At 64.4% G+C, this 12,439-nt stretch carries 13 protein-coding genes and 1 tRNA gene; 10 read left to right on the plus strand and 4 right to left on the minus strand.

The window, feature by feature from the left end; translation table 11 throughout:
• The first annotated feature begins 51 nt into the window (after window positions 1-51).
• The 10 genes from L0966_RS22450 (at window position 52) to L0966_RS05195 (ending at window position 8,710) form a co-directional block, all read left to right on the plus strand.
• Window positions 52-369 carry an HNH endonuclease signature motif containing protein gene (locus L0966_RS22450; RefSeq protein WP_370640639.1) on the plus strand — a complete coding sequence of 106 codons (318 nt, stop codon included), beginning with the start codon at window positions 52-54 and terminating at the stop codon, window positions 367-369.
• 89 nt (window positions 370-458) lie between these two features.
• Window positions 459-1,958, plus strand: a complete 1,500-nt coding sequence (locus L0966_RS05150; protein ID WP_234050735.1) for a terminase large subunit — start codon at window positions 459-461, stop codon at window positions 1,956-1,958.
• A gap of 1,016 nt (window positions 1,959-2,974) precedes the next feature.
• Entirely contained in the window at window positions 2,975-3,277 is a 303-nt protein-coding gene (locus tag L0966_RS05160) for a hypothetical protein (RefSeq protein ID WP_234050737.1), read from the plus strand.
• A gap of 155 nt (window positions 3,278-3,432) precedes the next feature.
• Window positions 3,433-4,107 (plus strand): hypothetical protein, encoded by a 675-nt coding sequence (locus L0966_RS05165; protein WP_234050738.1) that lies wholly within the window; start codon window positions 3,433-3,435, stop codon window positions 4,105-4,107.
• Window positions 4,108-4,190: 83 nt separating this feature from the next.
• Window positions 4,191-5,417, plus strand: coding sequence for a phage major capsid protein (locus tag L0966_RS05170; protein ID WP_234050739.1), 1,227 nt, complete (start codon window positions 4,191-4,193; stop codon window positions 5,415-5,417).
• Window positions 5,418-5,420: 3 nt separating this feature from the next.
• Window positions 5,421-5,957: an HK97 family phage prohead protease gene (locus L0966_RS05175; protein WP_234050740.1), complete on the plus strand. Its 537-nt coding sequence runs from the start codon at window positions 5,421-5,423 to the stop codon at window positions 5,955-5,957.
• On the plus strand, window positions 5,948-7,147 hold the full coding sequence (locus L0966_RS05180) for a phage portal protein (RefSeq protein ID WP_234050741.1): 1,200 nt from the start codon (window positions 5,948-5,950) through the stop codon (window positions 7,145-7,147). The genes L0966_RS05175 and L0966_RS05180 overlap by 10 nt, the downstream gene beginning before the upstream one ends.
• The gene (locus tag L0966_RS05185; protein ID WP_234050742.1) at window positions 7,140-7,409 is read left to right on the plus strand and encodes a head-tail connector protein; all 270 of its coding nucleotides are present in this window, start codon (window positions 7,140-7,142) and stop codon (window positions 7,407-7,409) included. Before L0966_RS05180 ends, L0966_RS05185 begins: the two co-directional genes overlap by 8 nt.
• Window positions 7,410-7,415: 6 nt before the next feature.
• Window positions 7,416-7,610 carry a hypothetical protein gene (locus L0966_RS05190; RefSeq protein WP_234050743.1) on the plus strand — a complete coding sequence of 65 codons (195 nt, stop codon included), beginning with the start codon at window positions 7,416-7,418 and terminating at the stop codon, window positions 7,608-7,610.
• A complete protein-coding gene (locus tag L0966_RS05195) occupies window positions 7,607-8,710 on the plus strand; it encodes a tyrosine-type recombinase/integrase (protein WP_234050744.1) in 1,104 nt (367 codons plus the stop codon). The genes L0966_RS05190 and L0966_RS05195 overlap by 4 nt, the downstream gene beginning before the upstream one ends.
• Before the next feature lie 10 nt (window positions 8,711-8,720).
• Here the strand turns inward: L0966_RS05195 and L0966_RS05200 are convergent.
• From L0966_RS05200 to L0966_RS05215, 4 genes are all read right to left on the minus strand, one after another.
• A tRNA-Ser gene (locus L0966_RS05200) sits at window positions 8,721-8,812 on the minus strand.
• 81 nt (window positions 8,813-8,893) lie between these two features.
• Window positions 8,894-9,310 carry a DUF6165 family protein gene (locus L0966_RS05205; RefSeq protein WP_234050745.1) on the minus strand — a complete coding sequence of 139 codons (417 nt, stop codon included), beginning with the start codon at window positions 9,308-9,310 and terminating at the stop codon, window positions 8,894-8,896.
• A complete protein-coding gene (locus tag L0966_RS05210) occupies window positions 9,307-11,439 on the minus strand; it encodes a tetratricopeptide repeat protein (protein ID WP_234050746.1) in 2,133 nt (710 codons plus the stop codon). The genes L0966_RS05205 and L0966_RS05210 overlap by 4 nt, the downstream gene beginning before the upstream one ends.
• Before the next feature lie 128 nt (window positions 11,440-11,567).
• Window positions 11,568-12,281, minus strand: a complete 714-nt coding sequence (locus L0966_RS05215) for a glutathione binding-like protein (protein WP_234050747.1) — start codon at window positions 12,279-12,281, stop codon at window positions 11,568-11,570.
• Window positions 12,282-12,439 lie beyond the last annotated feature (158 nt).

Consider the following 12,439-nt stretch of genomic DNA (forward strand, 5'->3'; position numbering starts at 1 on the left):
AACACGGCGGCCTGGGCACGTCTGCGCGCTGCGCACCTCGCGATCGAACCCATGTGCCGGGGGTGTGCAGGGGAAGGCCGGCTCACCCGTGCCAACACCGTGGACCATGTGGTGCCCATCAGCGAGGGCGGGAGTGCCTTCCCCGGACATGATGGGCTCGCGAGCTACTGCCCGTCTTGTCACTCCGCGAAGACCGCGCGTGGTGATGAGGCCGGCGCGATCCGAACCGCCAAGCCGAGGAAGGGGTGCAACCCGGATGGCTCGCCCCTCGACCCGGCGCACCCCTGGCATGGGAAATCGCTCAGGGCTGGCGGCGCAGGACCGGCGCGGAACACGAAAACTCAATTAGATGGCTGGAGGCGGCGGTAATGGGCAAGCGTGGACCCGGTGCCGGCCGTCTGCGCGCGGCGGCAAAGGCGGCTCCCGCGATTGTCTCTCACCCCTGGGACAAGGAAGGAATGCCGCCCGACGAGCGCGTAATGGCCTTCCTGCGCGAACTGCCGATCGTGTCCGGCCTGAGGGCCGGCGAGAGCATGGAATTGCTGGCCTTTCAGGAACAGTTCGTGCGCGGCGTCTATGGCGACGTTGACGACCTGCGCCGGCGGCGGGTGAGGCTGGCAGCGCTCAGTGTGGCGCGTGGCAACGGCAAAAGCGCGGTGCTGGCGGGCCTGTCCCTGGCGCATCTCTTGGGGCCGATGATGGAACCCTATGGCGAGTGCTATGCCGCCGCCCTCGATCGCGAGCAGGCGGGCGTCCTGTACCGCATGACGCGCGCCTATATCGAGGCCACGCCGTGGATGGCGGCGCGTGTCAACATCAAGGACTGGCACAAGGAGGTTGTGGACGAACAGTCGCAATCCATCTGGCGCGCCCTCACCTCCGATGCCCGGAAGGCGCACGGCCTGGCGCCCTCCTTCTGGATTGCCGACGAGGTGGCGCAATGGCGCTCCCGCGAGCTGTGGGACAACCTCGCCACCGGCATGGGAAAGCGTGCCCAGGCGCTGGGTGTCACCATCTCCACCCAGGCGGCGGACGACCTGCATTTCTTCTCCGAGATGCTGGACGCGGAGCCGGACCCCACCGTCTATGTGCAGCTTCACACCGCACCGAAGGACTGCGCCCTGGACGATCGCGAGGCGTGGCAAGCCGCCAACCCCGCATTGGGGGTGTTCCTGAACGAAGACCAGTTCGCGGACGCGGCGGCGCGGGCGCTTCGCTCCCCATCCTTCGAGCCATCCTTCCGGCTGCTGAACCTGAACCAGCGCGTTGCAGCCGAGGGGCGCTTCATCGAACAAGCCGATTGGGACGCCAACGGCGAGCCCTTCGATCCGATCGAGTTGGAGGGGCAAGCCTGCTATGGCGGCCTCGACCTATCGAGCACCCGCGACCTTACGGCCTTCTCTCTGTGGTTCCCGGAGGCCGGCAGGCTGCTGACGTGGCATTGGGTGCCGGCGGACACCATCGCAGAGCGAGCAGAGCGCGACAGGGTGCCTTATCCCCGGTGGGCAGATGACGGATGGATCGAGCGCACCAATGGCCGGGCCACCGACCGGCAAGCCATCGCGCGCCGGCTGGCGGACGTGCGACAGAGCTATGATGTACGGGGCATCGCCTTCGATCGCTGGCGCTTCGAGGATTTGGCGAAGCTGCTGAACGATGAGGGAATCGAACTTCCGTTGGTGGAGTTCGTGCCGGGCTTCAAGACCTATGCGGCAGCCTGCGACGCCTTCGAGCGCACGGTGCTGGAACGGCGAATGCAGCACAACAACAATCCGCTGCTGCGCTGGCAGGCCGGCAACGTCATCGTGGAGCAGGACGCCGCCGGCAACCGGAAGCCCTCGAAGTCCAAGAGCCTGGACCGTATCGACGGCATCGTCACCGCCATCATGGCCTGCGGGCTGGCGGCGAAGGATGAAGGGCCTGCGGTCTATCGAGGGGAAGGGCCTATGTGGCTGTAGGCAAGGATAGGTGCGAGCGTGATTCTCACACCTATTTTGCTAGTTACTCCTCTCCCGATCAATATGCATACCAGACAGCAAATAATCTGATACATATCGCAGCTCTTCGAGAGAAGCCCCCGAAAAAGCTTGCGCATTATGTCCAATCTCCGCAATTTGAGAGATTAGACTCATAAGATCATCCTTAGTTAGATTATTCTTAAGCTCTCCTGCTGTATGACATAGCAGCGTGATTTTCGTCAGACTCTCGACAAGGCCGCTATAAGGAACGTCTTCGATCATTCGGCCCTTAAGGTTCTCGACCATCCTTAGCCTTTCTGAGCCTGACGCCAGGCCCTTTGCCATTCTCCGCTACGAAGATATGTCCGCCTCACGAAGACGGTATCTTGGAAAGAACTGTTTTTGCGACCTGCCTCTGAATAGGATTTAGCAATTTATATGCATACCCCTTACGCAAACGAACAACCAATATATTTACATTTATTCCAACAGTTTGAACGATAACATCCCTAACACTCCTCGCATCTGTTGACGTTTCTATTATTGCACACTGCTTTACAATTTGATGATAATGTGTGCACCCAAATCTAAACTGGAGCTTGTCACGAATTTTTTTATATTCGTTTGTTCGTCCACTGGAGTTTGGCAAATCGAATGTAACTAAATAATATCTGGGCATTGACATCCCCTCTTTAGCCTCACCCCGACCCCACCCCCATTCTCAGGGATGAACTCGACGCCGGCGGCCTCCAAGGCCTGCTGCAAAGCTTCTACGGTTCTACCCTGAGCCGCAAGAGGGCCAGGCTTCGCCTCAAGGCGCTTGATCGATGGCAAAGACACCTTCGACGCCTCGGCAAGGTCCTTTTGCTCCCATCTGATAAGAGCTCTAGCCGCACGAATTTGCTCACTTGTCAGCATATTTCACCCCAGGCGTTATTAATACCTAGGGTATTGACGAGACCCTACGGCTTGATTAATGCTTCGGGTATCGCATATCGCGACATCTGGAGCAACCAATGCCCAAGACCACCTTTGCGGCAAACGCCACCACTATGCCTGAAGCTCCAACCGTCTCCGACCTTGAGCCCATGGTTTGCGACATGGTGTTGACGGCCGGCATCGCCTCGACCCTGTTGGAAGATGCTTTCGACGGCGATCCGAAGGTGAGAGCCGGGCTCACCGGAGGCCGAGAGGACTGCTACTTCCTTCCGAGCGAGCATGTCGAGCAGCTTCTGTTCGCGGCCTATCACACTCAACGCCTCTGCCAGGAATTGAAGGAGGCCTATTACGCCAGCCTGCATGCCAGCTCGAAGCGTTAGGCGTGCCAGACGGGAAAGCTAAGAACAGCACCGCAAACGACAACCTGTCGCTCGCACCGGAACCGAGCGCAGCGCCTATGAGCGCAAAACTCAAATAGGGCTTGCGCGCCTCACCGGCCAACGCTATATGTCTATCACACATATAGGGGGAAACGGTGTTCATCGGACAGTTGGTCAAGGCCATCGCGGAGGCGACAGGAGTGCCGGAGGCCACTGTTGCCGTTTACACGCGCGTTCTTCGTGAATCAGGTTTGATTACGAGCGGTGCACGCGGAGTGAATGCGCCAAAGATGACAACCCTCGACGCTGCGCGCGTACTTCTGGCGATGATCATTACAGACAAGCCCTCCCGCGCTGCCGAGGCTGTTTCTGATTTCGGATCTCTGCGCAGCTCACAGTTCACTCCGCACCAGTCAGGCAAATGGGAGAACTTCAATTTTCGTAAGGCTCGCAAGCTTCCAGAGGATCACACCTTTGAGCAAGCCATCTGTACGCTGATCGACATCTATGCATTCGACAACTCAAAGAGCTATTTTCAATCTGCATGTCCGAAAATACATCCGGCATTTTCCTACAATCCGCTCTGCGAAATTACAGTTAGGCTATTTAATATAGATGCGAAAATAAATATCCCTGGCGGAGTGTATTACTACCACGACCCATTGATTATTACGAATCGAGATCCGCTTAGCGCGGAGGAGCTAACAGCGCTTACGGAAGCTCACCTGCACAAGTCTGACAAATACAAAAGCCTGATACGTGTTGAGAAGAAGGTTATGGCGGATGTCGTCGATGCGATCGCGCTCGCATTCCGCGAGGACGACCATTGATTTGCCCCCTTTCCAAGATCGCCGGCGCATGCCGGAGGTGGCCCGCCGAGATGGCGTGCCCGTCCCATAGAAGGACCCTTATCATGCCGAAAACGAGTGAGTTGATCGAACAGCGCGCGGCGATCGTCGCTCGCATGAACACCGCCCACGAGGCCGACGACGACGCGACCTTCACGGCGGCGGAAACCGAGCTGCGCGCCTTGGACACCAAGCTGGAGCGCGCCCGCAGGATCGATGCGGCCGACCGTGCCGAGGTGGGCAAGCCCCTCCACGGTGACACGGTGTTGGACCGGGAGCTGCGGCAGTTCTCCATCCTCCGCGCCATTGCTGGTGCCGCCGGCCTCCAAGGCGTCGATTGGGGCCGCGAGCGCGAGATGCAAGCGGAGCTGGCGAAGCGCGCGGGGCGCTCTCCCGAGGGCTTCTTCATTCCGACCGAGGTGTTCGAGACGCGCGCGCTCACCACCTCCACCGGCGCCGAGCTGGTGCCGACCGACCATCGTCCGGACCAGTATGTGAATGCGCTCACTGCCGCCTCTGTGGTGCGCGGCCTGGGCGCCCGCGTCCTGTCCGGCCTTACCGGCAACCTCTCGATTCCCCGCGAGACGGATAGCCCTGCGGTGGGCTGGGTGGCGGAGAACGCGGCCCTCACCTCCGACGATGCCGACTTCGACAGCATCACCCTCTCGCCCAAGCACGCCGGCGCGCTCTCCGAGTTCAGCCGCAACATGCTCTTGCAGGCAAGCCCTGACGTGGAAGGGCTGCTGCGCCAGATGCTGGCTCGCAACCTTGCCCTCGCCATCGACCGCGCGGCCATCCAGGGCGGCGGGACCAACGAGCCCAAAGGTGTGCTCTCCACCACCGGCATTCAAACCGTGGCCTCTCCCGCTTCCATCTTCGAGGCGGTGGCGGAAGCCGAGGCCAAGGCCGACACCGAGAATGTCGGGGCGAGCCGCGCCATCCTCACCACCCCGGAGCTGCGCAAGGTGGCAAGCCTTGCCCTTGACGGCATGGGTCGGCCGCTCGGTGTGGCGACAGTGTTCCACAACATTCCCACGTCCTTCTCGAACCAGGTGCCGAAGACCCTCGGTGCCGGCACCGAGCATGGCCTGATCTACGCGGATTGGTCCGAGCTGCTGATTGGCATCTGGTCGGAAATCGACATCCTCGTGAACCCCTTCGAGAGCACGGCCTATTCCAAGGGCAATGTCTCAATCCGTGCCATGGCGACGGTGGATTTCGCGGTGCGCCACCCCAAGGCATTCGTCTCCATTGAGGACGTGACGACCGAGACCCCGGCCATGGGGGCCTGAGCGATGGCGGCGCCTGACATGGAGCGGAGGGCCTTCCCCGAGGTGCGCGCCGCCGGGCGCCGCCTCGAAGGCTATGCCGCCACCTTCAACACCGAAGCCCGCATTGCCGGCTTCACTGAGATCATCGCCCCCGGCGCCTTCCGTGCGTTGGGAAGCGACGTGCTCGCGCTGCTGGACCACGATCCCGGCAAGGTGCTGGGGCGCACCCGTTCGGGCACCCTGCGGCTTCTTGAGGACGCCAAGGGCCTCGCCTTCTCCCTCGACCTGCCCGACACCCAGGCAGGCCGGGACGTGCTCGCTCTCGCGGAACGTGGCGACCTGGGCGGCATGTCGTTCGGCTTCACAGTGCCGAAGGGCGGCGAGAGCTGGCAGGGCACGCGGCGCACTCTGCGCACCGTGGGCCTCGCTGAAATCTCTGTCGTGCAGGCATGGCCCGCCTATTCCGGGACTGAGATCGCCTTGCGCGCTCGGCAGCATGGCGCCGATGCCGAACGGCGCCGCCGCGCCCTGATCCTTGCGGAGGCCACCAAATGGGCATGATCGAGCGCATTGCCGGATGGGCCGGCTATGAGAAGCGCGCCGCCGAAGATCCGAGCTGGCCCGCCCTGGCGCCGGGCCTCGGCTACTATGCGGGGCTCTCTGCGCGGGCGGCAGAGAACCTTTCGACAGTGCTCGCCTGCACCAATGCCATTGCCACCGCGCTCGCCTATGTTCCCGCGCTGGTCTATCTCCGCGACGGCGAGGGCAACCGGATCGAGATGCCGGCGCATCCCATGGGCAAGATCGTGCGGGGCGGCGTCAACGATCAGATGACGTGGCCGGATTTCCTCGAGCATTTCGTGGCGAGCACCCTGCTAACGGGGAACGGCCTCGCCGTGATCCTGCGCAGAGGCAACGGGCAGCTCGCCGGCTTCCGCTGGGTGCCCTGGGGCATGGTGACGGTGGCGGAGCTGTCGAGCGGGCGGCTCGCTTATGACGTGTCGGATGGCCGGGGCAATACCCGCCGCTATCTCGAAGGCGAGGTGCTCCACCTGCGCGACCGCACCGATGACGGAAAGATCGGCCGCTCGCGCCTCTCCCGCGCGGCGGACACCGTCAGCGGCGTGACGGCGGCGAATCGGCACGCCACGGCGTTCCTCGACAACGGCGCCGCACCCTCCGGCGTGATCGAGGTGCCGGGCACCATGAAGCCGGAGCAGCGCGCCACCCTGCGCGAGGGCTTCCAGGCGCGCCACGGCGGCGCGGGCAAAGCCGGCTCCACGCTGATCCTCGACGGCGGCATGAAGTGGACCGCCTCGCAAATCTCGCCAGAGGACGCGGAGCTGCTTGAAACGCGCAAGTTCGGCGTGATCGAGCTGTGCCGCCTCTTTCAGGTGCCGCCACCGATCGTGCAGGCCTATGAGAACAACACGTTCACGAACGCCGCTCAGGCCGGCCTCTGGTTCGCCACCTTCTGCCTCGCCCCGTGGGCGCGGAAGATCGAGGCGGAGTTTGCCCGTTCGGTGTTCCCTTCCGGTGGCTCCTATGAATTGGAGCTCGACCTGTCCGGCTTTCTGCGCGGCGACCCGGCCACCCGCTGGGCAGCGCATAAGATCGCCATCGACACGGGCGTCCTCGATCCCGACGAGGTGCGGCAGGTGGAGGGCTGGAACCCGCGCCCGGCCGGCCGTGAGCCCGCTCCCATCAACGAGCCCGCGCCGGGCAATGCAGAGGGGCAGGCCGATGGCTGACCTTGTGACGCTGGCCGAGGCTAAGCTGTATCTGCGCGTCGATCATTCCGACGATGACACGCTTATTGCTCTGTTGATCGGCGCGGCCTCCGACGCGGTGGGCGACGTGGCTACGGACTGGAACGGTGAAGGCGACGTGCCCGACCGCCTCAAGCTCGCCGTCTTGGCGCGCGTAGCCGTGAGCTACGACAACCGCGCCAGCGTGGAAGCTGCTACCGGCGAACTCGCCATGCTCACCCCTCTGCGAACGCTGGAGGTGTGAGCACCGATGGCGCGCCGTTCCACCCCCTGCACCCAGGCTGACATCACCCGCCTCATTAAGGCGGCGCTGGCGGCTGGCGTGGGCATGGAACGGATTGCCGGGGTGAAATTGACGCGTGACGGCGCCGTACTTCTCTTCGGAGAGCAAAAGCAGGAGCATCCCGACATCCCCAACGAGTGGGACGAGGTGCTGAAGAAATGAGCCGCCGCCTACCCCGATACGTGTCCGAGTTCGCCGACCGGCACGGCAAGATGCGCGTCCGTTTCCGCCGGAAGGGGCAGGAGGATCATTATTTCCAGTCGGTCCCGTGGACGCCGGAGTTCATGCAGGAATATCAGGCGTGCCTCGCCCGTGAGGCTGCGCCCGTCGTTCAGCCCGGCCTTAATCGCTCCAAGCCCGGCACATTCAACGCGCTCATTGCCACCTATTACGGCTCCCCCGAGTTCCAGGGGCTGGCAAAGAGCACCCAGGCAACCTATCGCGGAATCATCGAGCGGTTCCGGGCCAAGCACGGCGACAAGCGCGTGGTGGCGATCGAGCGCAAGCATATCAAGGCGATCATTGGCGCCATGCACGAAACGCCAGCCGCCGCAAATAATCTACTCGATCGGCTCAAGAGCCTATTCGGTCTCGCGCTCGACATCGGCATGCGACAGGATGACCCAACCTTGCGGATGCGTGGCTATAGCGCCAAGACCGAGGGGTTCCACACTTGGACTGAAGACGAGATCGCGGCGTTTGAAAGACGGCACGCGATCGGCACCAAGCCCCGCCTTGCCCTCGCCCTCATGCTCTACACCGGGCAACGCCGCTCAGATGCCGTGACGATGGGCCGGCAACACGTCACCGGCAACAAGATCAAGGTGCGCCAGCAAAAGACCGCGGCGCGCCTCGAAATTCCGATGCACCCCACATTGCTCGCTGTGATGGCGGGCACGCCTCGGGAGAACATGACTTTCCTCGTGACGGCGTTCGGAAAGCCGTTCACGCCGGCAGGATTCGGCAACTGGTTCCGAGAGCAATGCGACGCGGCGGGCCTCCCTCAGTGCTCGGCCCACGGGCTGCGAAAGGCCGCAGCGCGCCGCCTCGCGGAAGCAGGGTGCAGTAATCAGCAGATCAAGGCCATCACGGGCCACAAAACGGATCAGGAGGTGTCGCGCTACACCGCTGCGGCGAACCAAGCCTTGCTCGCGGAACAGGCCATGGCGGCCGCCTATGGAATGGAGGGAGAACAAAAATCGTCTAACCCGAATGAAGGGTTAGACACTTTCGCTTCTAACCCATTGAAAGGAAAGAGCTAGAGAATGAAGGTGGCGGAGACGGAGGGATTCGAACCCTCGAGACCCTTTTGGGGGTCTGCTCATTTAGCAAACGAGTGCCTTCAGCCTCTCGGCCACGTCTCCCGCTCGCTCTCCTATGCCGAACCGAAGACGGCTTTGCAAGGCACTGAAGTGGGTTTTCCAGCGAAACCCACAAAGTCGGCGTCAGCCGGCGACCCCCGCCGAGGCCGCGCCATAGGACTTTTCCTCCACCAGCCAGGAGCCGGAATGCAGGTTGATCTGCCGCTTCAGGACCGCCCTCTCGTCGTTCAGCACATAGACAGAGCGCGCCAAAGCGACGAAGGGCGCGCCAAAATCCTGCCTGGCCTCCAGGTGCCGCAGTTCATCCTCCACGTGCCAAAGGCGGCGATTCACGTCCAGGAGAGCGCCAAAGAGGTCTTCAAAACTGTCCGCCAAGCGCGATGACGTGCGCAGCTCCCGCAGCGCGTCCAACTCGCGAGAGACGTTGGCACGCTGGGCCTCGTCGGTCAGGTGCTCCATCTTCAGCATGAGGATGGTGATCTTGTCGTAGAGCTCGCCAACCGAGATCGGCGCGAGAATCATCACGCCTGCGGTGCTCATGGGGCCTCCTTCGCCTGCAGGAGCGCCTCGACGGCGGCCGCGATGCGGGTGAACACGTCGCCCCACTCCCCCGCCCGGCTTTGGCGGAAAAGGCGCACACTTGGATAGAGGTGCGTGCGCTCTCCCTCCCGTCCCCAGCGCCAGTCTGGCACCGCGCGCAGCGCCAGGAAGGCGGGGCGGCCGCGCGCGCCTGCCAGATGGACCAGCGCGCTATCAATGGTCACCACCACATCCAGATGCTGAAGAATGCCGGCGGTATCCACAAAGGTGCCCTCGGCATCGCGGTCAGCCGCGAGCCGCACGATGCGGTCCGCGAAGGGCACGTCGTCGATCTGCTCCTCGCCATACCCCCATTGGAGGCTCACCAGCTCAACCCCTTCGAGCTCCGCCAGCGGCGCGAAGGCCGAAAGCGGCGCCGAACGGCCCACATCCACCGCCGAGCTCGGATTGCCCTGCCAGTTGATACCCACGCGCAGGCGCGGCGGCGGCCGCACCACGACCGGCGCAGGTTCCTCCGGCGCATCCTCTGCGCCCGCGCCATCGGCGGAAGGTTCGGCGGAGCCGGGCGGCGCGTCGAGATCTGGCGGCGGCTCGGCCGCGGCGTCGTCCTCCCCCGGCTCCGGAAGCGTTTCCGCCAGACGCCATGTCCGCCAGCGGGCCACGCGCTCGGGATCCACGGTGAGATAGGGAGCGGACGGCCAGTCGGCCGGATTGGGGGCGATCAGCCCCGGCAAGCTGCCCACCGGCACCCAGCGCAATCCGGGCCGCGAGGTGTCGACGCTGGCGAGATCGCTGATCACGGGCACGCGCGCATCGATTCGCGACAGCAGCGGCGCATTCCGCCGCGCGGTGAGGAAGCGGGCGTGGATGCCGCGATCGGCCAGAAGCCTCACCAGCCGGCCGAACTGGATGAGGTCGCCGAGCCCTTGCTCGCCGAGCACGATCAGTTCTTCCACCGGCTCGCGCCCGTCCCACCGCGCGAAGGACAGCGGCACGTAGGCCGGCGGCATCAAGCCGCCACGCGCCTCATAGCCGGTCCATCCCTCCGGCCACCGCCCGTGGGCGAGGTTCTCCGCGCCGCAGACGAAGCGAACCACGGGCAGGCCGGGATCTGCCGCCAGCGCCGCGGCGGCGGCCCGCTCTCCACCGGCGACATCGCCCATGTCAAACCTCAAGGTGGCGAGCGAGATGTGGGCCAGCGCCAGCGTGGGGTCGAGGGTCAGCGCGGCCTCGGCATCGGCAAGGGCGCCGGCGGTGTCGCCCATGAGGCGCTTCACCTCCGACCGCTCCTGGAGCACCGGGGCGCAGGCGGGGTCGCGCGCCAGCGCATCGTCGCACACGGCAAGGGCCTCGTCCGGCTTCTGCTCCCGGCACAGCACGCGCGCCAGCGGCGCCGCCCAGGCGACGCGATCCGGCGCCACCGCCAGGGCGGTGCTGAAGGCCGCCCGCGCGCCGGCCAGGTCACAATTGCCGAGACACCCCTGGCCACGCAGGAAATGGGCGTCTGCCATCCGGGGATCGATGTGCAAGGCGCGGTCGGCAGCCGCGGCGACCTCCTCGAAGCGGCCGAGCTCCAGCAGCGTGCCCGCGGTGGAGATCCAATGGCGCGGCTCCCACGGCTGCATGGTGGTGAGCGTCTCGCAGTCGCGCAGGGCATCCTGCGACCTGCCGACACGCGAGAGGGCCGTGGCGCGATTGGCCAACGCCTCCGCGGCGCGGGGATCGAGCGCGAGAACGCGGTCGAAACGGGTCACCGCCTCTTCGTGGCGCCCCTGCGCCGCCAGCATGTTGCCGGCCAGATAATGCGCCTCGCCCAGGGTGGGGTCGAGGGTCGCGGCCGCCTCGTAGGCGGCCAGTGCCTTGTCCCAGGTCCGGCTCGCCTGATAGGCGGCCCCCAGCAGCACATGCGCCCCGGCAAGAGAGGGGAAGGCCTCGCAGGTGCGGCGGGCGGCCTGCAGCGCCTCCTTGAAGCGGCGGGTCTGCAGCAGGGCGAACACCAGCAGGCGCTGCACCTCGAACACCGGCTTGGGCTTCACCAACCGGCGGTAGATCTCGATCGCCTCATCCAACTTGCCCTGACGATGCAGCTCAGTCGCCCGGCTGAAGGCAGCACGTGCATCGGTTGACATGGGACGGCGGCTCCTGGAGATGCGCTTTCGGCGTCTCTCTTAGAGCACCTATGGTTGGAGGGAAACCCAATCCGCACGCGACGTCGCGCGGCATTGCCCCCGAGCGCAGGCCCGAACGGGCGCCGATGTCACCCGCGGGCGCGCTGGCCGAACAGGACCGCTTGGGCATCCTTGTCCTTGGCGATATCGAGGTTGCTGCGCTCCTCGGCGCTCAAGGCCAAGCCGCGCTGCACGGCGGGCCGCTCCATCACGCGCGCCAGCCAAGCCTTAACATGCGGGAACTCTTCGATATTCTGGCCCTGCCGTTCCCACAGCTTGGCCCAGCCCACGCAGGCAATGTCGGCAATGGAATACGCGCCCGCCAGATAATCCCGGTCCTTCAGACGCGCGTTCATCACGCCATAGAGGCGGTGCACCTCATGGGTGTAGCGCTCGATGGCATAGGGAATTTTTTCCGGCGCATAGATACGGAAATGATGGGCCTGGCCGGCCATGGGTCCAAGCCCGCCCATCTGCCAGAACAGCCATTGGTCCACTTCCACCCGCCCGCGCTCGTCGGCCGGGTAGAAAAGCCCGGTTTTGCGGCCGAGATACTGGAGAATCGCCCCCGATTCGAACACCGAGATGGGCTGCCCGCCGGGGCCCTCGGGGTCGAGGATGGCCGGCATCTTGTTGTTGGGCGAGATGGCCAGGAATTCCGGCTTGAACTGGTCGCCCTTGCCGATGTTCACGAGCTTCACCTCATAGGGAAGCCCGCACTCCTCGAGCATGATGGAGATTTTCCAGCCGTTGGGCGTGGGCCAGTAATAAAACTCTATGGGCTGGGTCTGCACCTGTGCCACGATTCGCTCCCCGAAACTCTGTCGTTCCGGCCGATCCTCGCGGCCGTGGGACGTCAACCAATGGCGACCAGGGGCATCGCGCCCCGCCGCCACTTCCGTCTCGACCGCTCGGATCGGGACGCACGCCGTAATGCCGGGCTCACGTTCCCGTCCGGCGG

It is taken from the genome of Xanthobacter sp. NM-59 (genome assembly GCF_021401125.1).
Lineage (GTDB): Bacteria > Pseudomonadota > Alphaproteobacteria > Rhizobiales > Xanthobacteraceae > Xanthobacter.

What these genes read in the sequence shown, in the direction of transcription:
- L0966_RS22450 (WP_370640639.1), top strand. Translation starts at nt 52, where the DNA reads ATGTGCCGGGGGTGTGCAGGGGAAGGCCGGCTCACCCGTGCCAACACC.
- L0966_RS05150 (WP_234050735.1), top strand. Translation starts at nt 459, where the DNA reads ATGCCGCCCGACGAGCGCGTAATGGCCTTCCTGCGCGAACTGCCGATC.
- L0966_RS05160 (WP_234050737.1), top strand. Translation starts at nt 2,975, where the DNA reads ATGCCCAAGACCACCTTTGCGGCAAACGCCACCACTATGCCTGAAGCT.
- L0966_RS05170 (WP_234050739.1), top strand. Translation starts at nt 4,191, where the DNA reads ATGCCGAAAACGAGTGAGTTGATCGAACAGCGCGCGGCGATCGTCGCT.
- L0966_RS05175 (WP_234050740.1), top strand. Translation starts at nt 5,421, where the DNA reads ATGGCGGCGCCTGACATGGAGCGGAGGGCCTTCCCCGAGGTGCGCGCC.
- L0966_RS05180 (WP_234050741.1), top strand. Translation starts at nt 5,948, where the DNA reads ATGGGCATGATCGAGCGCATTGCCGGATGGGCCGGCTATGAGAAGCGC.
- L0966_RS05185 (WP_234050742.1), top strand. Translation starts at nt 7,140, where the DNA reads ATGGCTGACCTTGTGACGCTGGCCGAGGCTAAGCTGTATCTGCGCGTC.
- L0966_RS05190 (WP_234050743.1), top strand. Translation starts at nt 7,416, where the DNA reads ATGGCGCGCCGTTCCACCCCCTGCACCCAGGCTGACATCACCCGCCTC.
- L0966_RS05195 (WP_234050744.1), top strand. Translation starts at nt 7,607, where the DNA reads ATGAGCCGCCGCCTACCCCGATACGTGTCCGAGTTCGCCGACCGGCAC.
- L0966_RS05205 (WP_234050745.1), bottom strand. Translation starts at nt 9,310, where the DNA reads ATGAGCACCGCAGGCGTGATGATTCTCGCGCCGATCTCGGTTGGCGAG.
- L0966_RS05210 (WP_234050746.1), bottom strand. Translation starts at nt 11,439, where the DNA reads ATGTCAACCGATGCACGTGCTGCCTTCAGCCGGGCGACTGAGCTGCAT.